This is a genomic window from Pseudomonas sp. Z1-12, assembly GCF_051132015.1.
GTDB lineage: Bacteria > Pseudomonadota > Gammaproteobacteria > Pseudomonadales > Pseudomonadaceae > Aquipseudomonas > Aquipseudomonas zanjanensis.
The window spans coordinates 5,009,473-5,034,493 of the sequence record NZ_CP071647.1 but is presented as its reverse complement, the minus strand read 5'-3'; the positions used below and the strand labels follow the sequence as shown (position 1 = coordinate 5,034,493).

The window sequence follows — 25,021 nt, the reverse complement described above, 5'->3', positions numbered from 1 at the left end:
AAGATCAGCTTCAAAATCAACAAGGCCGTCAGGCTACCTCACACAGGGCCGACGGATCGATGGAAAGTGCCAGCCGTGTGCCGTCGGCATGCAGGTCGGCGGCCGAGCGATTGAGCACATCCACCACCAGCTCCACGCCGCGGGCCTCGACCCGGTAGCGGATGACGTTGCCCAACAGGCTGTGGCTGCGAATCAGCGCGTCGGCCTGGCCGCTGCGGCTCAGCTCGATGGCCTCCGGGCGGATGGCGATGCGACCGCTCACTGGCCGCTGCAGCAGTTTGCTCGCGCTGTCGGCGTCCAGCAGGTTGTAGTTGCCGATGAAGCCGGCGGCAAAGACATCGACTGGCGCCGTGTAAAGGGTTTCGGCATCGCCGCTTTGTACGATCTTTCCTTGGTTCATCAGGAAAATCCGGTCAGACATGGTCAGGGCTTCTTCCTGATCGTGTGTGACGAAGATCGTGGTCAGGCCCAACTCACGCTGGATCTGTCGGATCTGTTCGCGCAAGTGCTTGCGAATCCGCGCATCCAGGGCCGACAGCGGCTCGTCCAGCAGCAACAGGCGCGGTCGTGTGACCAGGGAGCGGGCCAGGGCGACGCGCTGGCATTGGCCGCCGGAGAGTTGATGGGGATAGCGGCCGGCAAACTCATGCAGCTCCACCAGGCGCAGGATCTCCAGCACCCGCTGGCAGCTGTCCCCGGCATCGACCTTCTGCATGCGCAGGCCGAAGGCGACGTTCTGCTCCACGGTCATGTTGGGAAACAAGGCGTAGCTCTGGAAAACCATGCCGATGCCGCGTTTCTGCGGACTCAGCGGGACGATGTCTTGCCCGTCGAGGATGATCTGGCCGGCATCCACCGCAGTCAGGCCGGCGATGCAGCGCAACAGCGTGGATTTGCCGCAACCGGAAGGGCCGAGGAGGGTGACGAATTCGCCCTTGCCGATCTCGCAGTTGATGTCGCTGAACACCGGCGTGCCGGCGTAGCTTTTTTGCAGGTGTTGGACGCTGACGTAGCTCATTGGCTTTTGTCCTTGCTCAAGATGTTGGCCGCCCAGGTCAGGACCAGTACGAAGAAGAAGTAGGAAATCACCAGGGCACTGGTGAAGTGACCGCTGCTGTTGCGCATGTTGTTCAGGTACACCTGCAGGGTTTCATAGCGGGTGCCGACGAGAATGTTGGCAAACACGAATTCGCCGAACAGAAACGAAAAGGACAGCAGCAGCGCCACCATCAGGCCCTTGCGCAGGTTCGGCAGCACCACCAGGAACGCGGCCTGGAAGGTACTGGCGCCGAGCAGTTGGGCGGCGTCCATCAAGTCGCGCAGGTTGATCGCTTGCAGGTTATTGGTGATCGCCCGGTACATGAAGGGCAGGGCGACGGTGAAGTAGCAACCGATCAGGATCCACGGCGTACCGACCATCGCCAGCGGCCCGGAACCATAGAGTTGCAACAGCCCCACCGACGACACCACCGGCGGCACCGCGAAGGGCAGCAGGATGAGGATGTTCATCAATGCGTCGAGCTTGGGGAAGTGGTAATGCACCACGAACAGCAACGGCAGAATCAACACCACCGAGAGCACCAGCGCACCGACACAGACCAGCAGCGATTGACCGAAGGCGTGGAGAAAACGCGGATCGCTCCACAACTGCACATACCATTTGAAGGTGAAGCCACTGGGCAGCACGGTGGCCGACCAACTGCTGGCGATGGAGTAGACGAGTGTGCCGGCGAGGGGCAGCAGCAGGATGGCGAACAGCAGGTATACCACTATCCGATGATAGAGCCCGACGGAGCCCGGTTCAGCGCGAGACATGGTAGCTCCTCTTGAGCAGCAACTGATGGACGACGGTCACCACGGTCATCAACGCCACCAGTATCACGGCCAGGGCACTGGCCATGTTTGGGTCGAGGGAAATGTCGCCGGAGACCATGGCGGCGATGCGGATCGGCAGCACGTTGAAGTTGCCGGTGGTCAACGCGTAGACCGTGGCGTAGGCGCCGAGGGCGTTGGCCAGCAGGATCACGAAAGTCCCCAGCAGCGCCGGGGTCAGCACCGGCAAGCCGATGTGCCGCCAGAACTGCCAGCCGTTGGCGCCGAGCAACTCGGCGGACTCGCGCCAGTCTTCGCGCAGGGCGTCGAAGGCCGGGTAGAGCAGCAGCACGCCCAGGGGAATCTGGAAGTAGGTGTAGAGAATGATCAACCCGGTTTTCGAATACAGGTTGAAATCCTCGATGATCCCCGCCTGCTTGAGCATGAGCGTGATGCTGCCGTTGAACCCCAGCAAGATGATGAAGGCGAAGGCCAGGGGCACGCCGGCGAAGTTGCTGGTCATGTTGGCGAACGCATTGACGAAATTGCGCAGCCGCGAATCCACTCGGCGCAGGGAATAGCTGCCGAGCATGGCAATGACGATGCCGAACACGCTGGACCAGAAGCTGATCTCCAGGCTGTGCTGGATTGCCTGCCGATAAAACTTCGAACTGAAGATCTTGCTGAAGTTGGCCAGGCCCCAGCCGAACTCTTCCGATTCCAGGCTGTTGACCAGCACCCAGAGCAGCGGGGCGATCTGGAACACGATGAAGAAAATCGCGAAGGGCACCAGGCACAACGCTGCCAGCCATTTGCCGCGCGTCATGGCGTTCACTTGAGTAGCTCCTGGCAATAAGGTTTGTCGTGGTCGACGCCGAGCAATTGGCAAATCGTGCCGCACAGTTCGGTCTGCTTGGGCGCGGCAGCGGGATCGAGACTGAAGCCGTCACCCAGTACGAACAGCGGCACTTCCCGTTCTTCAGCCAGCAGGCCGTTGTGGGAACGGTCGTTGTTCATGCCATGGTCGGCGGTCACCAGCACCTGGTAACCGGCGTCGAGCCACGCTTGCAGATAGACCGCCAGGTTGATATCGGCCGAGCGCGCGCTGTTGCGGTATTGCGGGGTGTCGAGGCCGTGCTTGTGGCCGGCGTCGTCGATGTTCATCGGGTGCACCAGCAGGAAGTTCGGCAAGTAGCGTTGGCGCAGGTGTTCGGCATCGGCGAACAGATGGGAATCGGGGTAGTGGTCATTCCAATAGAAATGCCCGTATTGGATCGGCAGGTCGGGGTTGTCGGTGTGCCGATCGCGACCGGCGACGAAGGGGGACGCGTTGTAGAGTTCGCTGACCCAGTGATACGCCGCAGCCGCCGTGCTCAGGCCAGCCTGGGTGGCGTAGTGGAAAATGCTGCGCTGGTTCGACAGGCGCGAGACGTTGTTGTGCACGATCCCGCTATCGATGGGCACGACGCCGGTGAGGATGCATTCGTAGAGCGGGCGGGACAGGGCGGGCAGCTCACATTCCAGTTTGTAGAGGGCCGCGCGTCCTGCGCCGACGTAAGCCTGCAAATGCCCCATGGCATGCCGGGCGACCTCATGGTTGAGACCGTCGAGCACCACCAGGATGACGTTGTGCTTCATGGGTACCGGGACTCCGGGCAGATACCAGAAAACTCGGATCCCCAGGAACCTGATGTGAGAACCAGCTTCTGTGGGAGCGAGCTTGCTCGCGATGAGGGCGACACGGTTCAACTGCGGCACCGTGTCATCGTTCATCGCGAGCAAGCTCGCTCCCACAGGGCGTGCTCTCACAGTTGGATTTCCAGTGGATCTCCGAGCGGGAGCGACCGCCTTATTGCATGTTGATGATCACTTCTTCCTGCCACTTCTGCGGCAGTGCCTTGGAAGTCTTCTCCCACGCATCCGCATCCTTGATCGGGGTCACGCCTTTGTACTGCTCGTTCGGCAGCAGTTTGGCCTGGACCTCTTCCGGCAGTTTGAGGTGCTCGGCGCGGATTGGACGGGCGTTGCCCTTGGCCAGGTTGATCTGGCCGGCGTCGCTGAAGATGTACTCACGGGCCAGCTTGGCGGCGTTCGGGTGCTTGGCATATTTGTTGATGATGGTGGTGTAGCCGGAGATCACCGAGCCGTCGGACGGAATCAGTACGACGTAGTCATCGGGGTTGGCCATCTTGGCCTTGTAGCTCAGGCCGTTGAAGTCCCAGACCACGCCGACTTCGACTTCACCTTTTTCCATCGTGGCGATGGTCGGGTTGGCCATGGACAGGCGTCCTTGCTTGGCGATATCGGCGAACATCAACAGCGCCGGTTGAAGGTTCTTCTCATCGCCGCCGTTGGCCAGGGCCGCGGCCAGCACGCCGTTGGCGGCCTGGGCGGCGGTGCTCACGTCACCGATGGAGACTTTGTACTTGCCGGTCTTCAGGTCGGCCCATTTGGTCGGCACTTCGGAGCCGTGCAGCAGCTTCTTGTTGACGATGAAGGCGATGGTGCCGGTGTAGGCCAATGCCCAGTTGCCGTCCTTGTCCTTGGCCCAGGCCGGTACTTGTTCCCAGGTGCTTGGCTTGTAGGGCTGGACCACGCCCTGCTTGACCGCGATCGGGCCGAAGGCCGCACCGACGTCGCCGATGTCGGCGCTGGCGTTGTCTTTTTCGGCGGCGAACTTGGCGATTTCCTGGGCCGAGCTCATGTCGGTGTCGATGTGTTTCAAGCCGTAGAGCTTGGCCAGGTCCTCCCAGGTGCCTTTCCAGTTTGCCCAGTCATCGGGCATGCCGACGCTGTTGACGGCGCCTTCCGCTTTCGCAGCGGCTTCCAACGTTTTCAGATCGGTGTCAGCGGCCATGGCGGCGGTGCACATGGCAATGGTCGAGCCTAACAGTGATGCCAGGAAAAGCTGTTTCATCCGAAGCTCCTATGGGCGTTTTCAACGCTGCGATTGCGGTTGTGTTGGTCTAGGTCAGCAATACCTGAGCCAATGTAGGCGAGCCCTGTGACATTTTCATGTCGGTGCCGCAGGCGGCGGGAAATGCCCGGCTCGTGGGGGTTGGCTGCGAATTAAGCGTAGACCATGGTTAAACAGCTGATCTGCAAGGACTTGGCCGTTAATTTGCACGCTGGCAAAACGACCGTTCGGCGGCTCTGTCATCTGCCAGTCATGTGCAGTGCCTAGGCTTGCTGGACTCAGAAGCGGATCGATGAGCCGTCTATCCTGCCCCGAAACAGTGCTGGTCTAGTCCAGATAGGTAACGTTGATGCGCATCGATGCAACCAAAGCGGTGACAGCCATTGGACAGGTGCTGCAGGAGCAACTCGACCACGGGTTGCTGGCGCCCGGCAGCAAGTTGCCGGCCGAGCGCAAGCTCAGTGAATTGTTCGGGACTACGCGGATCACCGTGCGCGAAGCGTTGTTGCAGCTCGAAGCCCAGGGGCAGATCTATCGGGAGGAGCGCCGGGGCTGGTTCGTCTCGCCGCCGCGCCTGGCCTACAACCTGATGCAGCGCAGCCATTTCCACGCCATGGTCGCGGCCCAGGGGCGTGTGCCTTCTACCCAAATGATTTCTGCACGCCTGCAACCGGCTTCGGCGGCCGTGTGTGCCTGGTTGCAGTTGCCGGCGCTGTCCAGCGTGATCCAGATCTGCCGTGTGCGGCGTATCGATGAGCGGCTGGTGCTGTACGTCGAGCACTACCTGAACCCGCAGTATTTCCCGGACATCCTCGGGTTCGACCTCAACCAGTCCATCACCGAGCTGTACGCCCGCCATTACGACCTGCACTACGGCCGGGTGAAGTTCGAAATCGTGCCCACCTCGTTACAGCCGGAAGCGGCGGCGGCATTGAGGGTCTCAGTGGGCAGCCCCGGGCTGCGCATCGCACGGGTCAACTATGACCAGCACCAGCGGCTGATCGACTGCGACCTGGAATTCTGGCGCCACGATGCGATCCATGTCGGGGTGGATGTGCCGGAGCAACCTGTGCCGGAATAATCGCCGGTGGCCGGAGCCAGGCTCAGAGCGATTCGTTGAGCTTGCTCAGGATCTTGATCACCACCGTGGCGAGGATCAACAACATGCCGATCCACATGGCGAAGACGCCGACGCTCTTGTCACGGAAGTTGAAACCGATGGCCAGCAGGATCATGCCGGCGATGATGGGCACCAGCATGGCGTTGAGCGCAGACATCGAGGTCATGACGACGGCCTTGTCGAGGGGGATAAGGACAGTCTAGTTGGGGTTTGGTTGGGGTGGGCTGATGTGTGTCACAGCCTCCCCAGAATTTGAGGTGGACATCATTGTGGCGAGGGAGCTTGCTCCCGCTCCAGTGCGCAGCACTGGCCGATCTGCATTCAGTACAGATTTGGGGCGGCTGCGCCACCCAGCGGGAGCAAGCTCCCTCGCCACAGGGTTTAGCTGCAATTGCAGCTATGGCAACTCGCGACTCGCATAAAACGCGCTCAGCACCTTCACCAAATGCGCCAGGTCATGGCTGCCGCACAGTTCGCGGATCGAATGCATGGCGAAGGTCGGCAGGCCGATGTCCACGGTGCGCACGCCCAGCTGGCTGGCGGTGATCGGGCCGATGGTCGAGCCGCAGCCCATGTCGCTGCGCACCACGAAGCTCTGCACCGGCACTTCTTCGGCCATGCACAAATGGCGGAAGAACCCGGCGGTTTCGCTGTTGGTGGCGTAGCGCTGGTTGCTGTTGACCTTGATCACCGGGCCGGCGTTGAGCTTGGGGCCGTGGTTGGCGTCGTGCTTGTCGGCATAGTTGGGGTGCACGCCGTGGGCGTTGTCCGCCGAAACCAGCAGGGATTTCTGAATGGTCCGTACGAATTCTTCACCTTCGGGCAGCAGGCGACGCAGGGTCTGTTCCAGCATCGGCCCGTCGGCGCCACAGGCTGAACATGAGCCGACCTCCTCGTGATCGTTGCACACCAGCACGCAGGTTTCTTCAGTGTCGGCGTTCAGCAAGGCTTGCAGGCCGGCGTAGCATGACAGCAGGTTGTCCAGGCGCGCGCCGGCAATGAAATCACCATGCAGGCCAATGACCGCGGCGCTTTGGGTGTCGTAGAAGCTCAACTCGTAATCGAGCACCACGTCGGCGTTCAGGCCGTGTTCCCGAGCCAGTTGATCGGTGAGCACCGCACGGAAATCGACGCGCTCGTCACCGGCGAACTGCGCGAGGATCGGCGGCAGTTCGTTTTGCGGGTTGATGGCCCAGCCTTGGTTGGCTTCGCGATTGAGGTGAATGGCCAGGTTCGGAATCGTGGCGATCGGCGCCTTGAAATCGATCAGTTGGCTCTCGACCTTGCCATCGCGGCGGAAGGTCACGCGCCCGGCCAGGGACAGGTCACGGTCGAACCATGGCGCCAGCAGCGCGCCGCCGTAGACTTCCACCCCCAGTTGCCAGAACCCGTGGCGTTGCAGTTCCGGCTGCGGCTTGACCCGCAGGCAGGGGCTGTCGGTGTGGGCGCCGACCAGGCGGATGCCGTCGTGCAGCGGTGAGTGGCGGCCGAGCTTGAAGGCAATGATCGAAGAGTCGTTGCGCGTGACGTAATAACGACCGTTGGCCTCGGTGGCCCAAGTCTCGCGTTCGTCAAGACGCTGGTAACCGGCCGCCTCCAGGCGCTTGGCCAGGCTGGCGGTGGCATGAAACGGGGTAGGGGAGGCCTTGAGGAAGTCGATCAGGCCTTGGTTCAACTCTGCGCGCATAAATCACTCCAGACAGCGATGGGCGGGAGTTTACCGTATTGGTGACGGATGGGGAGGCATCTGTTCGTTGTGCAGACTGTGGGAGCGAGCTTGCTCGCGATAGCGTCAGATCAGCCAACAGGGTTGTCGTCTGACACACCGCATCGCGAGCAAGCTCGCTCCCACGTTGGTTTGCGTGTCGGATCCGGTTTCAGCGTCCGCCCCAAATCCCTGTGGGAGTGAGCTCCCACAGGCGGTCATGCGAACTTCAGAACGGTGCCGGGCACTCGAAGCGCAGGCGCTCGCCGCTTTGCGGGTGGGTGAAGCTCAACATGCTCGCGTGCAGGCACAGGCGCGGCCAGGCGGCGAGGGCCTGCGGGTGGGCGTAGAGCCCGTCGCCCAGCAGCGGGTGACCGATGGAGAGCATGTGCACGCGCAGTTGGTGCGAGCGTCCGGTGATGGGTGTCAGCTCGACCCGGCACCAGTCGCCGCAACGTTCCAGCACGCGCCAGAAGGTCAGGGCGTGTTTGCCCTGTTCATGGTCCACCACATGCCGGGGTTTGGTCGGCGGGTCGTAGCGCAGGGGCAGGTCGATGCTGCCGCTGTCCAGCTCCGGTTGGCCCCAGCACAGCGCGGTGTAGGCTTTTTCGGTTTCGCGGTCATGAAATTGCCGGGACAGTTCGCGATGGGTGTCCGGGTCACGGGCCAGCAGGATAATGCCAGAGGTTTCCCAGTCCAGTCGGTGCACGATTCGCGCTTCCGGATAGCCGTTTTCCTGCAGGCGGGTGATCAGGCAGTCCTTGTTGTCGTCGGCCCGGCCGGGCACGGAAAGCAACAGGGTCGGCTTGTCGACCACCAGGACAGCGGCGTCCTGATGAATGATGCGGATGTTGGACAGGGGCATTAAAAACAGTCTCGCTACAAACGCCAACGGCGGCTCGGGCCCTTTTTCCTTCTCCCACAGGGGAAGGATTTGGGACCCGAGCCGCCGTGGCTCCCGCCGGTGCGATCAGCGATCCGGCAGGGTGATGTTGAGTTCCAGGATCGAGCAGCTGCCCTGGCTTTCCAGCGCCACATGCACGTCATCGCTACCGATGTTGACGTATTTGCGGATCACTTCCACCAGTTCCTTCTGCAAGGCCGGCAGGTAGTCAGGGGTACTGCGTTGGCCGCGTTCGTGCGCCACGATGATCTGTAGACGCTCTTTCGCGACCGAGGCGGTACTGGGCTTTTTGTTGGCACGAAAGAAGTCAAAAAGGTTCATTACCTACCTCCAAACAGGCGCTCGAAGAAACCTTTCTTCGTTACATCGAGGAAACGATGCTCCACGGTTTTGCCCAGCAGGCGATCGACGGCATCGCTGTACGCCTGGCCGGCATCGCTCTGGTCGTCGAGAATCACCGGCACGCCGGAGTTGGAAGCCTTGAGTACCGCTTGGGATTCCGGAATGACACCCAGCAGGGTGACGGCGAGGATTTCCTTGACGTCTTCGACGCCCAGCATTTCGCCATCGCTGACCCGTTGCGGGTTGTAGCGGGTCAGCAGCAAGTGTTCCTTGATCGGCTCTTCGCCGTTCTCGGCGCGCCGGGACTTGCTCGCCAGCAGGCCCAGCATGCGGTCGGAGTCGCGGACCGACGACACTTCCGGGTTGGTCACGACAATCGCTTCGTCGGCGAAGTACATGGCCAGGTGGGCACCTTTCTCGATACCGGCCGGGGAGTCGCAGACCACGAACTCAAAGTCTTCCTTGAGCTGCATCAGCACTTTTTCCACGCCTTCCTGGGTCAGCGCGTCTTTGTCGCGGGTCTGGCTGGCGGCCAGCACGTAGAGGTTCTCAAGGCGCTTGTCCTTGATCAGGGCCTGCTGCAGGTTCGCTTCGCCGTTGACCACGTTGACGAAGTCGTAGACCACGCGACGCTCGCAACCCATGATCAGGTCCAGGTTACGCAGGCCGACGTCGAAGTCGACGATGACTGTCTTGTGGCCGCGCAGAGCGAGGCCGGTACCGATAGCGGCGCTGGTGGTGGTCTTACCCACACCACCCTTGCCGGATGTAACCACGAGAATCTTGGCCAAGGTGTTTCACCCCTAAGGAAAAAGGACTTTGTCAGCCCCTGAAAAACATCTCTGGAAAACCGCTGCAATTGGACAGGCTTGGCTGGAATCGGCTGTCGGGCGGGGTCTACCTCCGGTAAACACTGCCTGATCCTTTTTCCTACGTCGTTTAAGCCGTTTTCGCTCGTTTTAGAGATGCTTGGAAAATGCGGCAGTATCCGTTAAAGCCGAATGATGTTCAACACGTCGCCTGACAGGCTGATCTGGACGCCGGCCCCCCACAACGGGTCGCGGCGCAAATCCTCGGAGACCTTGTACTGCCCGGCGATGGAAACCAGCTCGGCGCTCAATTGCTGGCAGAAGATCCTGGCTTTGGTATCACCCTTGACGCCGGCCAGTGCTCGACCGCGCATCGGGCCGTATACATGGATGTTGCCATCGGCCAGAAGTTCCGCCCCCGGGCTGACCGAGGAGACGATGACCAGATCGCCACCCTGGGCATAAATCTGTTGCCCGCCGCGCACGGGCGAGGTGATCACGCGGGTCGGCTTGACGCTGGGCTCCAATGGTTTTTCCGGAATTTTTTTCGCTTCGACCGGATTCAGTTCCAGCACGCGTTCCCGGGCGCCGGACGGCGGCAGCACCGGAATGTCCACGGCGATGGCTGCGGCGATGTCTTCGATGCGGCTGGCGCGGATCGCCAGGGTGCGCAGGCCGTGCTGGCGGCAGACGCGCATCAGGCCCGGCAGGTCCACTGAGCCTTCGCCGGCGGGCAGCTTGTCCAGGGCCAGCACCAGGGGGGCATTGCTGAAGAAGTTCGGGGCCTGGGCGACTTTCGCCGCCAGTTGCCGGTCAAGGCTCTCCAGGTCGTTGCGGGCCAGTTCCAGCACCGTAATGGCGAGCATGCTGCCCTTCAGCTGGAACACGGGATCTTGGTCTAGCGGTTCGGTTTGGCTCATGGTCGGCGTACAACGGCTTGTCACTAAAAGTGCCGAGACTTATAACGAGATCGTCCGCCAGCCGCAACCCGGGTCGAACAATGTAGAATGCGCGGCCCATGTCTTAATGGAAGCTGTAATGGATCGCCCGCGTTTTCGAGCTGCATTTTTTCATCCGCGTTTCTGGCTGCTGTGGTGCGGCCTGGGGCTGTTGTGGCTGATCGTTCAACTGCCTTATCCGTTATTGCTGCGGGTCGGTCGCGCATTGGGCGCGCTGATGTATCGGGTGGCCGGCGACCGACGGCGCATCGCCCGGCGCAACCTGGAGCTGTGCTTTCCGGAAAAATCCGCCGCCGAGCGCAAGCGTCTGCTCAAGGACAACTTCGCCTCCACCGGCATCGCCTTTTTCGAGATGGCCATGAGTTGGTGGTGGTCGCGTTCGCGTTTGGCGAAACTGGCCCATGTCGAAGGGCTGGAGCACCTCAAGCAGGCCCAGCGCGAGGGCAAGGGCGTGATTTTGATGGCGTTGCATTTCACCACGCTGGAAATCGGCGCGGCCTTGCTAGGCCAGCAGCACACCATCGATGGCATGTACCGCGAGCACAAGAACCCGCTGTTCGACTACATCCAGCGCCGGGGCCGCGAGCGGCACAACCTCGATTCCCTGGCGGTGGAGCGTGACGATGTGCGTGGCATGCTCAAGCTGCTGCGGGCCGGGCGGGCGATCTGGTATGCGCCGGACCAGGACTACGGCGCCAAGCAAAGCGTGTTCGTGCCGCTGTTCGGCGTCCAGGCCGCGACGGTCACCGCCACCAGCAAGTTCGCCCGCCTGGGCAAGGCGCTGGTGGTGCCTTTCACCCAGGAGCGGCTGGCCGATGGCAGCGGTTATCGCCTGGTGATCCAGGCGCCGCTGACGGACTTTCCGGGCGAAACCGAGGAAGCCGATTGCATCCGCATCAACCAGTGGGTAGAGCGGTCGGTGAGCGATTGTCCCGAGCAGTACCTTTGGGCCCACCGGCGCTTCAAGAGCCGTCCGCCGGGCGAGCCCAAGCTGTACGACAAACGCGGCTGAGTTTTTTTGATATCACCTTGAGCACGGAGCATTGCGATGACCCCAGCTGAACCGGTTACAGGTTTGATTCTTTCCGGCGGCGGGGCTCGAGCGGCGTATCAGGTAGGCGTATTGGCGGCCATCGCCGAATTGCTGCCGGATGGGGCGGATAACCCGTTTCCGGTGATTGTCGGCACCTCGGCCGGGGCGATCAACGCGGTCAGCCTGGCGAGCGGGGCGATGGATTTCAAGACGGCCATCGAGCGGCTGACCGCGTTCTGGCAAGCGGTGCGCAGCCATCAAGTCATGCGCAGCGACTGGCGGGGCGTGTTGGCCCAGTCGATGCGTTTCTTCATCCACAGCCTGCTGGGCCTGGGGGCCAAGTTGCCAGTGGCGCTGATCGACAGTTCGCCGTTGCGCGAACTGCTCCAGGCCCAATTCCACGCCTCGGGCATCGAGCAGTCCATCGCCGAGCAGCAGCTGCGGGCGGTGGCGGTGACGGCGTTCGGTTATGAATCCGGCCAGGCCGTTACGTTCTATCAGGGGCGCGGGACCATCGATGCCTGGTTGCGCCATCGGCGTATCGGTGTGCCGACGCAGTTGTCGGTGGAGCATTTGCTGGCCAGCTCGGCGATTCCATTGTTGTTCGCGCCGGTCAGGATCGGCCCGCAATATTTCGGCGACGGCGCGGTGCGGCAATCGGCGCCCATCAGCCCAGCCCTGCACCTGGGGGCCAACCGTGTGCTGGTGATCGGTGTCAGCGGCAATCCCCGTGGTGCCGGCGGGCAAGATCCGCGCGAGCGCAGCTACACCGGCCTGCAACCGACCCTGGCGCAGATCGGCGGTCATATGCTCAACAGCACGTTCATCGACAGCCTGGAAAGTGATATCGAGTTGCTTGAGCGCCTGAACGGTTTCAGCCACTTGCTGCCCGATGACGTCCCGGCCCACGCCCTCGGCGCCGCACCGGTGGACGTGCTGGTGATTTCACCCAGCCAACCGATCGACGAAATCGCCGCCCGCCATCGCCAGGAGTTGCCCCGTGCGTTGCGCGTCTTCTTGCGCGGGCCGGGCGCGACCAAGACCAGCGGCGCAGGGGTGCTGAGCTACCTGTTGTTCGAGGCGGGGTATTGCAGCGAGCTGATCGAGCTGGGGCGCCAGGATGCGTTGGCGCAGCGTGAGGCGTTGAGTCGGTTTCTGGGGTTGGCTTAGGAGTGATGTCAGCAGGTTCACCGCAATCGCGAGCAGGCTCGCTCCCACAGTAGATCTTCAGTGGACACAAAATCTGTGTACGACATAAATCCAGTGTGGGAGCGAGCTTGCTCGCGATAGCGGTAGGTCAGCCGGCATTTGAAGTGACTGATACACCGCCATCGCGAGCAAGCTCGCTCCCACAGGGTATTGCTGCGGATGTAGATCCTGGGATCAGAAATGGTACTTCAGCAAAAAGCTGGTCGTGCTCTGGTTGGTCTTGAACCCATCGCTGTCTTCGATCGCGTACTTGTTCTTCCAGTAGTCGTATTCCACCCCGACGTATAGCTGCTTGGCGCCGAGCTTCAAGGCCTTGCCCAAGTCATATTTGACCTGCGGGACGATGTGCAGGTTGGCGTGGTAGGTGCCCTTGGAATTGGTGTCGTTGTCCACCACCCAGTCGATGAACCCGTCGAAGAGGATATCGGATGAACCCACCGGAAGGGTGTAGGCCCAGACCGGGGTGATCTGCCAGACGTTGTCGCCGGCGCGTGGGCCTTCGGTCTGGCGGTTGTAGATGTTCAGCTGGAAGTAGTCGAAGCCGGGAATCGCCAGGTCGAAACCCGGGCCGATCAGGTACGACTCGTTGTCGCCTTCCCCGAACTCATAGGTCATGGCCAGCAGCACGTCCTTGATCGGCCCCAGTTCCAGCTTCTGGTCGAAGATCTTGCCAAACGACAGGCGCGGGCTGAATTCACCGTAGTAGGTGTTCGGGCCGGACTGGCTGTCGTCCTGGCCGTTGTAGAAGATCCGATCGAGGAAGAAGAAGTTGTCCCCGTATTTCCAGGCATCGGCGTGTTCGAAGGTCACGGTCTGCTGGATACGCGGGTTGATCTGGAAATCCTTGCCATACAGGTAGCTCAGGCTGTTGTTCTGCCACTGGAACAGGCCGTCGGCCATCGCCTGGCCTGCGGCCAGCAAGGATCCTGCGAGTATCAGGCTGGTGCACATACGTTTCATTCGGTTTGCTCCCAAAGGTAAGTGGTACCGCTTTTTTTTTCGAGTCAGCGCTCTGGTGTGGCGCCTTTTTTCCATGGATGAAAAACATCCGTTCGGTCAGCTTTTTGAGCGTGGCGAATGCTGATAGCAAGAGCTGAGCCAAGGCTGGGGAGAAACCCGCAGAAGACTCATCCAGCTATTGGAACTGTCGAAAAGAGGATGCTTATTCTATTCACCGGTGCCGGGAAAAGTTGGCGGACCAGTCAGGATCTGAGGGGGTTTTTGTGTCGGCCGGTTTCGAGCGGCCGCGCAGGATACGGGCTTGTCCTGAAGGGCTCAAGTGCCCCGCAACGGCGCAGGTGCGGCGAATTTGGGGCGTGATGGCGGGGCTGGATCATCGGGTGCTTTCCTCTTGTTTTTATTGTTGAGGCGCAGGCAGTCGCTGACGGGCGACCGGTCATTGCCGGTCGGCCTGTCAGCGGTAGGACATTTATTGAAAACAGTGGCTCAGTTGGTGTGCGCGCCCTGATTGATCCAGGCGCCGATCAGGTCGCGTTCCTGCTGGGTCATCTGGGTGATGTTGCCCAACGGCATGATCTGGGTGGTTACGGCCTGGGCCTGGATGCGCGCGGCTTCTTGCTGAATCTGCTGCGGCGTATCGAACATCACCCCGCCCGGCGCGGCGCTGAACAACGGGCTGGTGGGCTTGGCCGAATGGCAGACCGAGCAGCGTTCCTGGATCACGCTGTGGACCTTCTCGAACGAAGGGCCCTGGGGGCTGGCGGCCTGGGCCGGTTTTTCCGCGGGCGCTGCCGGGCCCGTTTCGGGTTTGGCGCCACCGCCCACGGCGGTTTCCGGCAGGGGCTGGTACTCGATGGCGGCCGGCGCCTTTGCTACTTCCGGGGCGCTGGAGATGGGTTTGGGCCCGGTGACGTAGGCCAGGCAAATCATCGCCAGGGCGCCGACCGGCAGCGTCCAGGCAAACCGGTTGCTGTCATGGCGCGTGTTGAAGTAATGCCGCACCAACACCGCCGCCACAGCGATACCGGCCAGGATCAGCCAGTTGTATTGGCTGCCGTAGGTGCTCGGGAAGTGGTTGCTGATCATGATGAACAGCACCGGCAGGGTGAAGTAGTTGTTGTGACGCGAACGCAGCAAGCCCTTGGCCGGCAGCGCCGGGTCGGGGGTACGGTTCTCGGCGATGGCCGCGACCAGGGCCCGTTGTGCCGGCATGATGATGCGGAACACGTTGCCCACCATGATCGTGCCGATGACCGCCCCGACATGCAGGTAGGCCCCGCGACCGCTGAACACCTTGCTGAACCCGTAGGCCGCGGCGATCAACAGCACGAACAGGATCAGGCCGAGCAGGGCGGGACGCTTGCCCAGGGCCGAGTCGCAGAGAAAGGAATAGACGAACCAGCCGACCAGCAACGAACCGATGCCCAGGGCCACGCCTTCAGCACCGCTCAGGCTGCTGCCGGGGGCCAGCAGGTAAACGGTCGGGTTCCAATAGAACACCACGCACAGCAGGGCGATGCCCGACATCCACGTGAAATAGGCCTCCCATTTGAACCAGTGCAGGTTGTCCGGCATGGACGGTGGCGCGAGTTTGTATTTTTCCAGGTGGTAGATGCCGCCACCGTGGATGGCCCACAGGTCGCCGGCCAGGCCGCTCTTGGGGTTGACGCGATTGAGGTTGTTTTCCAGCCAGACGAAGTAGAACGACGCGCCGATCCAGGCCACGCCAGTGATCATGTGAACCCAGCGAATGCTCAGGTTCAGCCATTCCAGCATATGTGCTTCCACAGTCTTTACCTCTCGCCCGTCACGCTTGTTTTCGCGTGATCGGACCTTCTCTTATTGGTGGGGGGCGAGGATCAATAACTCATCCTCTTTGAAAAAATGCTCATCGCAGTTATTGCCTGTGCCACTGCGATCAACCACCAGGAAGTCATCCCGCTTTTCGATCGTCAGCACCGGGTGGTGCCAGACGCCGCGATGGTAATTAATGCCCTGCCTGCCGTTGGTGACGAAGGCGCGGACCAAGCCTGATACAGGTGCATCGCCAAGTGGCGCGACCACGATCAGAAAGGGGTTGCCGAGCAGCGGAATGAAGGCCTGGCTGCCCAGCGGATGGCGCTCCAGCATGCGTACGGTCAGCGGCATGTCCAGCGCGTCGGCGCGGAAGATGCTGATGATCGCCTTGTCGTCCGGCGTGGCGGTTTCCACCGTCGCCAGGCGATGGAAGCGCATGGTCGAACCGTTGTTGATCATGAAGTGATCGCTGCCGTCGGTTTCGATCACGTCACCGAACGGGGCAAAGGCTTCTTTGGTCAACGGTTCGATCTTGAGAGTGCGCATGCTGGTCTTCTTATCCAAAAATTCTGTGTTGTGGTTCAGCTTTTGTGGCGAGGGAGCTTGCTCCCGCTGGGTTGCGAAGCGACCCCGCTTTTCAAAAAATGGGACTGCTGCGCAGTCCAGCGGGAGCAAGCTCCCTCGCCACAGGTGCGTCGTTTATTTCGATACCTTGCCGAGCACCCGCAGGCGACTCACGCCACCGTCCGGGAACACGTTCAGGCGGATATGGGTGATCGGTCCCAGGGCCTTGATCTGCTCGGCGAAGGTGTGTTCGGCGTGCATTTCCAGCTTCTGGCTCGGCAGCAGTTCACGCCAGAACAACGACTGGGTTTCGATCTGGCTGTCGGTGCCGCCCTTGACGAACGCGCCCTGGATCGAGCAGCTGTCGGGGTAGTTGCCCTTGAAGTGCAGGGTGTCGACGATGACCTGTTCAACGATGCCGGCATGGCCCAGGGCGACGATCACCCAGTCATTGCCCGGGGTACGACGACGGGCGGTTTCCCAGCCATCGCCCATGTTCACACCACGGCCCGGGTTGAGGATGTTGCTCATGCGCCCGAAGTGTTCGTCGGAGCAGGCCAGGGCGCGGCCACCGTTGAGGGCGGCAGCCAGGTCGATCTGTTCGTTGTCGCCGACGGCCGACCAGTCGCGGTACGGAATGCCGTAGACCCGCAGGCGAGCCACGCCGCCGTCTGGATAGATGTTGAAGCGCAGGTGGCTGAAGGCTTGGCCATTGCTGATTTCGTGGTAGTGGTGGCTGTTGCCTTGCAATTCGACGGCCGACAGTACTTCAGTCCACTGGGTGTTTTCGTCCGGTTCGCCTTCGCTCAGGAAGCAGGCTTCCAGGGAGGCCGACGGTGGGTAGTTGCCGGTGAAGAATGAGGTGTCGATGTCCACGCCCTTGATCGAGCCCGCCACGCCCAGGCGGATTACCGCGCTGTCGTAGCCTTCGAAGCGCTTGCGCCGCGATTCCCAGCCGTCCATCCACTTGCCATTGTCATCGAACACGCCCTCCTTCCACACGGCCGGGGTCGGCTGGAACAGGCGGTTGGCGTCGGCGAACCAGTCATCGGTAACCGAGATGATCTTGGTGCCCAGGCGGGCGTCGGCCAGGTTGACGAACTTCTCGAAAGGTACGGCGTAAGCTTTCATTCTTCTTGTCTGCCTTTGAATAGGTTGGCTGGGGATGCTTGCAGGGCCTCGGGTCGCAGGGCTGCTCGCTAAAGGGTCAGTAATCGGAACAACGCGATTTTGTTGATCTCTGCCAGCGCGCATTTGAATTCGGCGTCTGCCGAGTGATGGATGCGCGTTTCGAATGCCGCGAGGATCTGGTGCCGGTTGCTGCCTTTTACCGCCATGATGAAGGGAAACTTGAACTTGGCCTTGTAGGCGTCGTTCAGCTCGGTGAAGCGCTGGAACTCTTCGGCCGTGCATTGGTGAATACCGGCGCCCGCCTGTTCATTCGTGCTGGCTTCGGTCAGTTGGCCCTGGACGGCGGCTTTGCCAGCCAGGTCCGGGTGAGCGTTGACCAGCGCCAGTTGGCTGGCGTGATCGGCACTCAACAGGATGTCGCTCATGCGCTGGTGCAGGGTTTCGATCTCGTCGATCGAGGGATCCTGGCCCAGGTCAAAGGCCTTTTCCGCGACCCATGGCGAATGTTCGTAAATGTCAGCGAAGGCTTTGACGAACGCTTCGCGACTCAAGGTGGAAGGCTTGAGGGTCTGGAAGGCGGTCATTTGGCCGCTCCCTGATACGGATGGGTTTGCTGCCAATGGCGAGCGATGTCGACACGACGGCTGAACCAGACCTGATCATGGCCTTTGACGTATTCGAGAAAGCGCTTGAGGGAGGCCAGGCGCGCAGGGCGGCCGATCAGCCGGCAATGCAGGCCGATGGAAAGCATCTTCGGCGCCTCGGCCCCTTCGGCGTACAGCACATCAAACGCGTCCTTGAGATACTGGAAGAAATCGTCACCCTTGTTGAAACCCTGCACCTGGGTGAAGCGCATGTCGTTGGTGTCGAGGGTGTAGGGGATCACCAGGTGCGGCTTGCCGGTGGGGTTGTTCGGCTCCCAGTAGGGCAGGTCGTCGTCGTAGGTGTCGCTGTCGTAGAGGAAACCGCCTTCTTCCATCACCAGGCGGCGGGTGTTCGGGCCGGTGCGGCCGGTGTACCAGCCCAGCGGACGTTCGCCGGCGATTTCAGTGAGGATGCGGATCGCTTCGAGCATGTGCTCGCGTTCCTGGGCCTCATCCATGTACTGGTAGTCGATCCAGCGATAGCCGTGGCTGCAGATCTCGTGGCCGGCGGCGACCATGGCGCGAATCACGTCCGGATGGCGCTGGGCGGCCATGGCCACGGCGAAAACGGTCAGCGGGATATCGAATTCCTTGAACAGCTTCAGGACACGCCAGACGCCGGCACGGCTGCCATACTCGTACAGCGATTCCATGCTCATGTTGCGCTCGCCCTGCAGCGGTTGCGCCGCGACCATCTCCGAAAGGAATGCTTCGGATTCCTTGTCGCCATGGAGGACGTTGCGCTCGCCGCCTTCTTCGTAATTGAGCACGAAGGACAGGGCGATGCGGGCATTGCCCGGCCAATGGGGGTGGGGAGGGTTACTGCCGTAACCGATCAGGTCGCGTGGGTAGTCAGCGCTCACTGCAGTTTTCCTTCTTGTTCGAACCATGTAGGTGGCGCTCCTGTGATGAGTTTCAGGCTGGCGTCACGACGATGGAGTGATTGTATACAACTTTATGCGCGATTTGTAAGCCTGATTTTTTGCATTTTTCACAAGGACCCTCCCGGTGTCTACACTGCAAGAAACCTGCCCAGTTGGTCAATGAATCGTCGGGAGGGTCTTGTATTCATTGGTTTGACTTAAACCTGGGGTTGACGTGCCGTCGCGCAGTCGAAGGGCTAAATATCTGTTTTTTATTGTGTACAATTTTCTTTTAAAGTGTCTTAATTCGCTCATCGCCGTGGCGTTTCGTGCTCCGAAACGGTGCGGCCTGTCTTTCAACTGAATCAGGAGGCGTCGGGCCGGACTGCACTGCAGCGAGGCGCGCACAAGCAATGGGACGTTTGACTACTCACGTTTTGGATGCCGCACATGGCTGCCCGGGCAGCTCGATCAAGATCGAACTGTACCGCGTGGAAGATTCACAACTACAGTTGGTCGCCAGTGCGCTGACCAACAGCGACGGCCGTTGCGATGCGCCCCTGTTGCAAGGGGATGACTACCGTTCGGGCGTTTATCAATTGCAGTTCCACGCCGGTGATTACTACCGCGCCCGTGGCGTGCAAATGCCCGACCCTGCGTTCCTGGATGTGGTGGTGCTGCGCTTCGGTATTTCGGCCGAGCAAGAGCACTACCACGTGCCCTTGTTGATTTCGCCCTACGCCTATTCAACGTATCGAGGCAGTTGATCCCCCAAGCAACTGCCTTGTCCTGGAAGCGACTGCGCATAAGCTTCTTTGGTTTTAGCCCGCTCACACTGCGGGCTTTTTTTCGTCCATGAAAGTGGGGTGTCTGGGAGGGTGCCTTCGCGAGCAAGCCCGCTCCCACACTGGATTTTTGTCGTTCACAAAAACCTGTGGGAGCGAGCTTGCTCGCGATGCTTTTGCTTTTGCTTTCTTAGCGGCTCAACAACGAGGCCGCCCCCGCGCCACCAAACAATCCGGCACTGACCCGGTTGAACCAGCCCTGGCCTTTACCCGTACGCAGATACCGCGCCGCGCCGTGGGCACCGAGGCCATAAGCCAGCTTGCACAGCAGGTCGAGTACGGTCCAAGTGGCGATCATGATCAGCAGTTGCGGCAGGAATGGCTGTTCGGCGCTCAGGAATTGCGGCAGGAACGCAGCGAAGAACAGGATGTCTTTCGGGTTGCTTGCTCCCAGCACGAACGCGCGGCCGAAGAGGGTGCGAAAGCGCGGGACGGCGACAGCCTGGGGCACTTCGGCGCCTTGGGCCGGTTGGCGCGATTGCTGCCAGCTCTGCCAGGCCAGGTAAAACAGGTACAGGGCGCCGACGATCTTCAGGGCGCTGAACAACTGCTCCGAGGCCATCAACAATGCACCGAGCCCCAGCGCCGAAGCACTCAGCAGGCAGATCGACGCGATCACGCCCCCCAGGAATGCCGGATAGGAGCGGCGCAGGCCATAGTTCAGGCTATTGCCGATCATCAATAACGACAACGGGCCGGGGATGAGGATCACCACCAAGGCGGCGCCACTGAACAACAGCCAGGTTTCCAGATTCATTACTTTGCTCCTGATGTACAAAAGCCTCACCCAGGGGGTGAGGCGGGTGAATACGGTTGCGCTTACAAGAAGATGAACTTGGCGATGAAGATCGCGCAAAGCACCCACAGGCTGACGGAAATTTCCTTATGTTTACCGGTACCGGCCTTGAGCACCACATAGGTGATGAAACCCAGGGCGATGCCGTCGGCGACCGAGAACGTCAGGGGCATCATGATGGCCGTGACGATGGCCGGAATGCTGTCGGTTGCTTCGTCCCATTCGATGTGGGCCATGCCGCCCATCATCAGCATGGCGACGTAGATCAAGGCCCCGGCCGTGGCGTAGGCCGGAATCATCCCGGCCAACGGTGCGAAGAACATGGCGGCAATAAATAGCACACCGACGGTCACGGCGGTAAGCCCCGTGCGGCCACCGGCGGCCACACCGGCGGCGCTTTCCACGTAGCTGGTCACCGGCGGTACACCGACCATGGCGCCGAATACGCTCGAAGCGCTGTCGGCTTTCAAGGCGCGGGACAGGTTCTCGATCTTGCCATCGGCTTTCACCAGGCCGGCGCGCTGGGCAACGCCCATCAGGGTGCCGGCGGTGTCGAACATGTGCACGAAAAGGAAGGCCAGCACCACGCTGATCATGCTGATGTTGAACACGCCGGCCACGTCCATCGCCATCCAGGTCGGAGCCAGGCTCGGCGGTGTCGACATGACGCCGTTGTACTGCACCAACCCCAGGCCCCAACCGGCCAGGGTCACGGCGATGATGCTGATCAGGATCGCGCCGAACACACGGTGATAACTGAGCACGGCGATCATCAGGAAGCACACCGCCGCCAGCAACGGACCGGGTTCGCGCAACGAGCCGAGCTTGATCAAGGTGGCAGGGCTGTCCACGACGATCCCGGCGGTTTTCAGGCCGATCAGCCCGAGGAACAACCCGACCCCTGCGCCCATGGCGAAGCGCAGGCTCACCGGAATGCTGTTGAGCAGCCACTCGCGCACCCGTGACAAGGTCAGGAACATGAACAGCACCCCGGAGATGAACACCGCGCCCAATGCGGTTTCCCAGTTGTAGCCCATGGTGCCGACCACGGTGTAGGTGAAGAAGGCGTTCAAGCCCATGCCCGGTGCCAGGCCCACCGGCCAGTTGGCGTAAAGGCCCATCAACAGACAGCCCAGGGCGGCGGCAATGCAGGTGGCGACGAAGGCGGCACCGTGATCGATGCCGGCGTCGGCCATGATGTTGGGGTTGACGAAAATGATGTAGGCCATGGTGATGAAGGTTGTCAGGCCGGCAATCAGCTCGGTCTTCACCGTGGTGCCATGCAAGCTGAGTTTGAAGAGGCGTTCCAGCCAACCACTGCGTAGTGGCGGCGAGAGGTCCAGCGTTCGGGCTTCGGGTTTGCGGCTTTCCACAGCGAGTACTCCTCAAGAGTCTTATTGTTATTTCCAGCACCGCAAACGCCCTGGGGGTGGTCGCGATGCGCTGAGGCAGGTAAGGCTGGCGAGGGTATGTTGACCTGTTGGTCAGGAACTCGCACGAAGCGAATTATGCTTTTGTATACAAATAATGCAAATAATGTTTTCTGTGTTGTCGACGAAATGTTTGGCGATAGGGGTATATCGACCTTTAGGACGCTATCGCGAGCAAGCTCGCTCCCACAGGCTCATGGTTGAACACAGACCTCGCATTCACCACAGTCCCACTGTGGGAGCGAGCTTGCTCGCGATGGCGTCGGATCAGACGCCTTCATTCACTGGATTTCGCCAGTGCCAGATTCACCGCCAGCCACCCATCCACCGCCGCTTCCCCGGCTTCGGCAAACACCCGCTCCAGCAATTTCACCTGTTCACGCCGCAACGCCTGCTCAAAGCGCTCACCCTCGGCGGTCAGTTCCAGCAGCCGTTTGCGTTTGTCGGTCTCGGACGCGACGCTGTTCACCAAGTGCATTTCCATCAACTGCCGCAACGGCATGTTCAATGCCTGCTTGCTCACCCCAAGCAGGGCCAGCAATTCCTTCACGCTCAATGACGGATAGCGGGCGATGAAAAAGACGATGCGCTGGTGTACCCGGCTCAACCCACGACGCTCGAGCATTTCATCGGCCTTGGCGGTGAACGCCTGGTAACCGAAGAAAAACGCTTCCATGGCCATTTGTTGGGAGGCAGGGTTTTTAAGGTCAAGCATATTGACGTATCCACAGAGGTCGGCGTAATTTCGGTCAACCAGTTTGACTCATTATTCCAGCGACCGGCTACAGGTGACCCATGGCTTTTTCCGAACGTGTCTCGCGCCTCAAAAGTTCTTTGATTCGAGAAATCCTCGCGGCGGCGCAGCGTCCTGAGGTGATGTCGTTCGCCGGCGGCCTGCCGGCCGAAGCCATGCTGCCGAAAGTGGAATGGGCGGCCATGCCATTGTCCATGGGCCAGTACGGCATGAGCGAAGGGGAACCGGCCCTGCGTGAGGCCCTGGCAGCCCAGGCGCGGGCATTGGGCGTGGCCAGTGAGGCGAGCCAGGTGCTAGTGGTCAGCGGCTCCCAGCAAACCCTCGATTTGGCGGCCAAGCTGCACATCGACGTGGGCACCGAAGTGATGCTCGAAGCGCCGACCTATCTGGCGGCGTTGCAGATTTTCCAGCTGTTCGGCGCCGACTGCATCACCGTTCCCCTGGAGGCCGACGGCCCGGACCTGCAGCAGTTGCGGGCCCGGCTGGAGCAGCATCGCCCAGCGTTTATCTACCTGATCCCGACCTTCCAGAACCCTTCGGCGGTGCGCTACAGCGAGGCCAAGCGCGATGCGGTGGCGGCGCTGCTGGACGAGTTTGGCGTCACCCTGATCGAGGACGAGCCCTACCGCGAGCTGACCTTCGATGGCGGCAGTGCCACGCCGATTGTCAGTCGCTTGAAGAAGGCCAGCTGGATCTACACCGGTACCGTGTCGAAAACCCTGTTGCCGGGGCTAAGGGTGGGCTACCTGATCGCCAGTCCGGATCTGTTCCCGCATCTGCTGCGGCTCAAGCAATCGGCGGACCTGCACACCAATCGCATCGGCCAGTGGCAGGCGCTGCAATGGATCGGCACCGAGCAGTACCGCAGCCATTTGAGTGAGTTGAGGGATTTCTATCGGGACCGTCGCGATCGGTTCCAGGCGGCGTTGCAAACGCATTTCGCTGATCTTGCGAACTGGAACGTGCCCCAGGGCGGGTTGTTTTTCTGGCTGACCCTCAGGCAACCCCTGGACACCCGCACCTTGCTCGCCGCCGCCCTGGCGGCGGACGTGGCGTTCATGCCGGGGGAGCCGTTCTTCCCTGAGCCGGACCAGCATCCGGGGCATTTGCGCTTGAACTTCAGCCACATCGACCCGGCGCGGCTGGATGAAGGGCTCAAGCGGCTGGCGGGGGTGGTGCGGGAGGGGTTGGCTGCAAAAGCAGCCTGATTGGTGCGGTGACTGGGCTGGCCCCATCGCGAGCAAGCTCGGCTCCCACAGAGGACGTGGTGAATACAAATCCAGCGTTCACCAAGTCCCCTGTGGGAGCCGAGCTTGCTCGCGATGAGGCCAGTCGCCACACCCTAAAACTATCAGGCCGCAGAAAACCGCTTATCCAAATAATCAATGATCACCTTGGACTCATACATCCAGGTGGTCTCGCCATTCTCTTCAATGCGCAGGCACGGCACTTTGATCCTGCCCCCTTGCTCCAGCAGCGTCTGGCGATCCTGCTCGTTGTTTTTCGCATCGCGCAGGGCCACCGGCACGTTGAGGCGACGCAGGGTGCGGCGAGTCTTCACGCAGAACGGGCAGGCATGGAATTGATACAGCGTCAGGCTGCGAGCGGCCTGGTCGACCTGCGCCTGGGCCTCGGTCGGGCGCTGTTTCTTGCCCGGGCGGGTGACGAAGTCGATGAAAATGATGAGCTGGCCCAAGCCAACTCGAAGCGCTTTGACGATCACGGTATTCAGCCTCGCGGCAGGGAAGAAGAGGGCGCGCAGCTTACCTGATTTTTCACGGACGAAAAAAAACCGGCGATCAATGCCGGTTTTCTTCTTGCGACGCGTTACTTGATGAGGCTGAGGAATTCGCTGCGAGTGGCGGCGTTTTCCCGGAACTCGCCGAGCATCACCGAAGTGATCATCGAGGAATTCTGCTTTTCCACACCGCGCATCATCATGCACATGTGCTTGGCTTCGATCACCACCGCCACGCCCAGGGCGCCGGTCACTTGCTGGACCGCGTCGGCGATCTGGCGGCTGAGGTTTTCCTGGATCTGCAGGCGACGGGCGTACATGTCGACGATACGCGCGACCTTCGACAGCCCCAGTACCTTGCCGCTCGGGATGTAGGCCACGTGGGCCTTGCCGATGAAAGGCAACAAGTGATGCTCGCACAACGAGTACAACTCGATGTCCTTGACCAGCACCATCTCGCTGTTATCGGAGCTGAACAAGGCACCGTTGGTGACTTCTTCCAGGGTCTGTTCATAACCGCGGCAGAGGTACTGCATGGCCTTGGCAGCGCGCTTGGGCGTGTCGAGCAGGCCCTCGCGGGAAACGTCCTCGCCCAGTTGGCCGAGAATCGCGGTGTAATTCTGTTCCAGAGACATGAAACTACCTGTGGGATTTTACGCAAAGGGCAAGGGTACGGTGGCGGACACGGC

General features: G+C 61.1%; 27 protein-coding genes. 5 read left to right on the top strand and 22 right to left on the bottom strand.

Annotation, left to right across the window (positions count from 1 at the left end):
- Positions 1-28 precede the first annotated feature (28 nt).
- From J3P85_RS21780 to J3P85_RS21760, 5 genes are all read right to left on the bottom strand, one after another.
- Positions 29-1,018, bottom strand: coding sequence for an ABC transporter ATP-binding protein (locus J3P85_RS21780; RefSeq protein WP_434703458.1), 990 nt, complete (start codon positions 1,016-1,018; stop codon positions 29-31).
- Positions 1,015-1,815 (bottom strand): ABC transporter permease, encoded by an 801-nt coding sequence (locus J3P85_RS21775; RefSeq protein ID WP_250964667.1) that lies wholly within the window; start codon positions 1,813-1,815, stop codon positions 1,015-1,017. Before J3P85_RS21775 ends, J3P85_RS21780 begins: the two co-directional genes overlap by 4 nt.
- Positions 1,802-2,638 carry an ABC transporter permease gene (locus J3P85_RS21770; RefSeq protein ID WP_434706415.1) on the bottom strand — a complete coding sequence of 279 codons (837 nt, stop codon included), beginning with the start codon at positions 2,636-2,638 and terminating at the stop codon, positions 1,802-1,804. Before J3P85_RS21770 ends, J3P85_RS21775 begins: the two co-directional genes overlap by 14 nt.
- A gap of 5 nt (positions 2,639-2,643) precedes the next feature.
- The gene (locus J3P85_RS21765) at positions 2,644-3,450 is read right to left on the bottom strand and encodes an alkaline phosphatase family protein (RefSeq protein WP_434703457.1); all 807 of its coding nucleotides are present in this window, start codon (positions 3,448-3,450) and stop codon (positions 2,644-2,646) included.
- 211 nt (positions 3,451-3,661) lie between these two features.
- A complete protein-coding gene (locus J3P85_RS21760) occupies positions 3,662-4,729 on the bottom strand; it encodes an ABC transporter substrate-binding protein (RefSeq protein ID WP_434703456.1) in 1,068 nt (355 codons plus the stop codon).
- A gap of 349 nt (positions 4,730-5,078) precedes the next feature.
- Between J3P85_RS21760 and J3P85_RS21755 the strand changes: the two genes are divergently transcribed.
- Positions 5,079-5,810, top strand: a complete 732-nt coding sequence (locus J3P85_RS21755; protein WP_434703455.1) for a UTRA domain-containing protein — start codon at positions 5,079-5,081, stop codon at positions 5,808-5,810.
- Positions 5,811-5,832: 22 nt separating this feature from the next.
- Here the strand turns inward: J3P85_RS21755 and J3P85_RS21750 are convergent, their stop codons facing one another.
- The 6 genes from J3P85_RS21750 to minC form a co-directional block, all read right to left on the bottom strand.
- Entirely contained in the window at positions 5,833-6,015 is a 183-nt protein-coding gene (locus tag J3P85_RS21750) for a hypothetical protein (RefSeq protein WP_434703453.1), read from the bottom strand.
- A gap of 231 nt (positions 6,016-6,246) precedes the next feature.
- Positions 6,247-7,536: a M18 family aminopeptidase gene (locus J3P85_RS21745; RefSeq protein ID WP_072406529.1), complete on the bottom strand. Its 1,290-nt coding sequence runs from the start codon at positions 7,534-7,536 to the stop codon at positions 6,247-6,249.
- A gap of 247 nt (positions 7,537-7,783) precedes the next feature.
- The gene (locus J3P85_RS21740) at positions 7,784-8,419 is read right to left on the bottom strand and encodes an RluA family pseudouridine synthase (protein ID WP_018612476.1); all 636 of its coding nucleotides are present in this window, start codon (positions 8,417-8,419) and stop codon (positions 7,784-7,786) included.
- A 105-nt stretch (positions 8,420-8,524) separates the two neighbouring features.
- Positions 8,525-8,779, bottom strand: coding sequence for a cell division topological specificity factor MinE (minE, locus tag J3P85_RS21735; RefSeq protein WP_003179111.1), 255 nt, complete (start codon positions 8,777-8,779; stop codon positions 8,525-8,527).
- On the bottom strand, positions 8,779-9,591 hold the full coding sequence (minD, locus tag J3P85_RS21730; protein ID WP_042728954.1) for a septum site-determining protein MinD: 813 nt from the start codon (positions 9,589-9,591) through the stop codon (positions 8,779-8,781). Before minD ends, minE begins: the two co-directional genes overlap by 1 nt.
- 200 nt (positions 9,592-9,791) lie before the next feature.
- A complete protein-coding gene (gene minC / locus J3P85_RS21725; RefSeq protein ID WP_186730646.1) occupies positions 9,792-10,529 on the bottom strand; it encodes a septum site-determining protein MinC in 738 nt (245 codons plus the stop codon).
- 118 nt (positions 10,530-10,647) lie between these two features.
- Between minC and J3P85_RS21720 the strand changes: the two genes are divergently transcribed.
- Both J3P85_RS21720 and J3P85_RS21715 read left to right on the top strand, forming a co-directional pair.
- Positions 10,648-11,580 carry a lipid A biosynthesis lauroyl acyltransferase gene (locus tag J3P85_RS21720; protein WP_434703452.1) on the top strand — a complete coding sequence of 311 codons (933 nt, stop codon included), beginning with the start codon at positions 10,648-10,650 and terminating at the stop codon, positions 11,578-11,580.
- A gap of 36 nt (positions 11,581-11,616) precedes the next feature.
- Complete coding sequence (locus tag J3P85_RS21715; protein WP_411385351.1) at positions 11,617-12,771, top strand: patatin-like phospholipase family protein; 1,155 nt, start codon at positions 11,617-11,619, stop codon at positions 12,769-12,771.
- Between the two features lie 213 nt (positions 12,772-12,984).
- On the opposite strand, the gene J3P85_RS21710 is transcribed toward J3P85_RS21715, so the two are convergent.
- The 6 genes from J3P85_RS21710 to puuE form a co-directional block, all read right to left on the bottom strand.
- On the bottom strand, positions 12,985-13,770 hold the full coding sequence (locus tag J3P85_RS21710; protein WP_434703451.1) for an outer membrane protein OmpK: 786 nt from the start codon (positions 13,768-13,770) through the stop codon (positions 12,985-12,987).
- Positions 13,771-14,256: 486 nt separating this feature from the next.
- Positions 14,257-15,558, bottom strand: coding sequence for a urate hydroxylase PuuD (locus J3P85_RS21705; RefSeq protein WP_434703449.1), 1,302 nt, complete (start codon positions 15,556-15,558; stop codon positions 14,257-14,259).
- A 51-nt stretch (positions 15,559-15,609) separates the two neighbouring features.
- Positions 15,610-16,113 carry an ureidoglycolate lyase gene (locus J3P85_RS21700; protein WP_018612495.1) on the bottom strand — a complete coding sequence of 168 codons (504 nt, stop codon included), beginning with the start codon at positions 16,111-16,113 and terminating at the stop codon, positions 15,610-15,612.
- A gap of 153 nt (positions 16,114-16,266) precedes the next feature.
- A complete protein-coding gene (alc, locus tag J3P85_RS21695; RefSeq protein ID WP_434703447.1) occupies positions 16,267-17,262 on the bottom strand; it encodes an allantoicase in 996 nt (331 codons plus the stop codon).
- Positions 17,263-17,330: 68 nt separating this feature from the next.
- The gene (gene uraD, locus J3P85_RS21690) at positions 17,331-17,846 is read right to left on the bottom strand and encodes a 2-oxo-4-hydroxy-4-carboxy-5-ureidoimidazoline decarboxylase (protein ID WP_434703445.1); all 516 of its coding nucleotides are present in this window, start codon (positions 17,844-17,846) and stop codon (positions 17,331-17,333) included.
- Positions 17,843-18,769, bottom strand: coding sequence for an allantoinase PuuE (gene puuE, locus J3P85_RS21685; protein WP_434703443.1), 927 nt, complete (start codon positions 18,767-18,769; stop codon positions 17,843-17,845). The genes uraD and puuE overlap by 4 nt, the downstream gene beginning before the upstream one ends.
- Before the next feature lie 413 nt (positions 18,770-19,182).
- Between puuE and uraH the strand changes: the two genes are divergently transcribed.
- Complete coding sequence (gene uraH, locus J3P85_RS21680; protein ID WP_434703442.1) at positions 19,183-19,536, top strand: hydroxyisourate hydrolase; 354 nt, start codon at positions 19,183-19,185, stop codon at positions 19,534-19,536.
- A 208-nt stretch (positions 19,537-19,744) separates the two neighbouring features.
- On the opposite strand, the gene J3P85_RS21675 is transcribed toward uraH, so the two are convergent.
- The 3 genes from J3P85_RS21675 to J3P85_RS21665 all read right to left on the bottom strand — a co-directional run bounded on the left by J3P85_RS21675 (position 19,745) and on the right by J3P85_RS21665 (position 22,555).
- Positions 19,745-20,371, bottom strand: a complete 627-nt coding sequence (locus J3P85_RS21675; RefSeq protein WP_186710089.1) for a LysE family translocator — start codon at positions 20,369-20,371, stop codon at positions 19,745-19,747.
- Positions 20,372-20,433: 62 nt separating this feature from the next.
- Positions 20,434-21,783: an NCS2 family permease gene (locus J3P85_RS21670; RefSeq protein WP_434574649.1), complete on the bottom strand. Its 1,350-nt coding sequence runs from the start codon at positions 21,781-21,783 to the stop codon at positions 20,434-20,436.
- A 334-nt stretch (positions 21,784-22,117) separates the two neighbouring features.
- A complete protein-coding gene (locus J3P85_RS21665) occupies positions 22,118-22,555 on the bottom strand; it encodes a MarR family winged helix-turn-helix transcriptional regulator (RefSeq protein ID WP_250964846.1) in 438 nt (145 codons plus the stop codon).
- Positions 22,556-22,635: 80 nt separating this feature from the next.
- Between J3P85_RS21665 and J3P85_RS21660 the strand changes: the two genes are divergently transcribed.
- Complete coding sequence (locus tag J3P85_RS21660) at positions 22,636-23,802, top strand: PLP-dependent aminotransferase family protein (RefSeq protein ID WP_434703440.1); 1,167 nt, start codon at positions 22,636-22,638, stop codon at positions 23,800-23,802.
- Between the two features lie 143 nt (positions 23,803-23,945).
- Here J3P85_RS21660 and J3P85_RS21655 read toward each other — a convergent pair whose 3' ends face one another.
- Positions 23,946-24,317: a glutathione S-transferase N-terminal domain-containing protein gene (locus tag J3P85_RS21655; RefSeq protein ID WP_434706414.1), complete on the bottom strand. Its 372-nt coding sequence runs from the start codon at positions 24,315-24,317 to the stop codon at positions 23,946-23,948.
- A 104-nt stretch (positions 24,318-24,421) separates the two neighbouring features.
- Positions 24,422-24,967 (bottom strand): GTP cyclohydrolase I FolE, encoded by a 546-nt coding sequence (gene folE, locus J3P85_RS21650; protein WP_003204506.1) that lies wholly within the window; start codon positions 24,965-24,967, stop codon positions 24,422-24,424.
- Between the last annotated feature and the right edge of the window lie 54 nt (positions 24,968-25,021).

Bases quoted from the DNA above. Each gene is read 5' to 3' on its own strand.
- J3P85_RS21780 (WP_434703458.1), bottom strand. From the start codon at position 1,018: ATGAGCTACGTCAGCGTCCAACACCTGCAAAAAAGCTACGCCGGCACG.
- J3P85_RS21775 (WP_250964667.1), bottom strand. From the start codon at position 1,815: ATGTCTCGCGCTGAACCGGGCTCCGTCGGGCTCTATCATCGGATAGTG.
- J3P85_RS21770 (WP_434706415.1), bottom strand. From the start codon at position 2,638: ATGACGCGCGGCAAATGGCTGGCAGCGTTGTGCCTGGTGCCCTTCGCG.
- J3P85_RS21765 (WP_434703457.1), bottom strand. From the start codon at position 3,450: ATGAAGCACAACGTCATCCTGGTGGTGCTCGACGGTCTCAACCATGAG.
- J3P85_RS21760 (WP_434703456.1), bottom strand. From the start codon at position 4,729: ATGAAACAGCTTTTCCTGGCATCACTGTTAGGCTCGACCATTGCCATG.
- J3P85_RS21755 (WP_434703455.1), top strand. From the start codon at position 5,079: ATGCGCATCGATGCAACCAAAGCGGTGACAGCCATTGGACAGGTGCTG.
- J3P85_RS21750 (WP_434703453.1), bottom strand. From the start codon at position 6,015: ATGACCTCGATGTCTGCGCTCAACGCCATGCTGGTGCCCATCATCGCC.
- J3P85_RS21745 (WP_072406529.1), bottom strand. From the start codon at position 7,536: ATGCGCGCAGAGTTGAACCAAGGCCTGATCGACTTCCTCAAGGCCTCC.
- J3P85_RS21740 (WP_018612476.1), bottom strand. From the start codon at position 8,419: ATGCCCCTGTCCAACATCCGCATCATTCATCAGGACGCCGCTGTCCTG.
- minE (WP_003179111.1), bottom strand. From the start codon at position 8,779: ATGAACCTTTTTGACTTCTTTCGTGCCAACAAAAAGCCCAGTACCGCC.
- minC (WP_186730646.1), bottom strand. From the start codon at position 10,529: ATGAGCCAAACCGAACCGCTAGACCAAGATCCCGTGTTCCAGCTGAAG.
- J3P85_RS21720 (WP_434703452.1), top strand. From the start codon at position 10,648: ATGGATCGCCCGCGTTTTCGAGCTGCATTTTTTCATCCGCGTTTCTGG.
- J3P85_RS21715 (WP_411385351.1), top strand. From the start codon at position 11,617: ATGACCCCAGCTGAACCGGTTACAGGTTTGATTCTTTCCGGCGGCGGG.
- J3P85_RS21710 (WP_434703451.1), bottom strand. From the start codon at position 13,770: ATGAAACGTATGTGCACCAGCCTGATACTCGCAGGATCCTTGCTGGCC.
- J3P85_RS21700 (WP_018612495.1), bottom strand. From the start codon at position 16,113: ATGCGCACTCTCAAGATCGAACCGTTGACCAAAGAAGCCTTTGCCCCG.
- alc (WP_434703447.1), bottom strand. From the start codon at position 17,262: ATGAAAGCTTACGCCGTACCTTTCGAGAAGTTCGTCAACCTGGCCGAC.
- uraD (WP_434703445.1), bottom strand. From the start codon at position 17,846: ATGACCGCCTTCCAGACCCTCAAGCCTTCCACCTTGAGTCGCGAAGCG.
- uraH (WP_434703442.1), top strand. From the start codon at position 19,183: ATGGGACGTTTGACTACTCACGTTTTGGATGCCGCACATGGCTGCCCG.
- J3P85_RS21675 (WP_186710089.1), bottom strand. From the start codon at position 20,371: ATGAATCTGGAAACCTGGCTGTTGTTCAGTGGCGCCGCCTTGGTGGTG.
- J3P85_RS21665 (WP_250964846.1), bottom strand. From the start codon at position 22,555: ATGCTTGACCTTAAAAACCCTGCCTCCCAACAAATGGCCATGGAAGCG.
- J3P85_RS21660 (WP_434703440.1), top strand. From the start codon at position 22,636: ATGGCTTTTTCCGAACGTGTCTCGCGCCTCAAAAGTTCTTTGATTCGA.
- folE (WP_003204506.1), bottom strand. From the start codon at position 24,967: ATGTCTCTGGAACAGAATTACACCGCGATTCTCGGCCAACTGGGCGAG.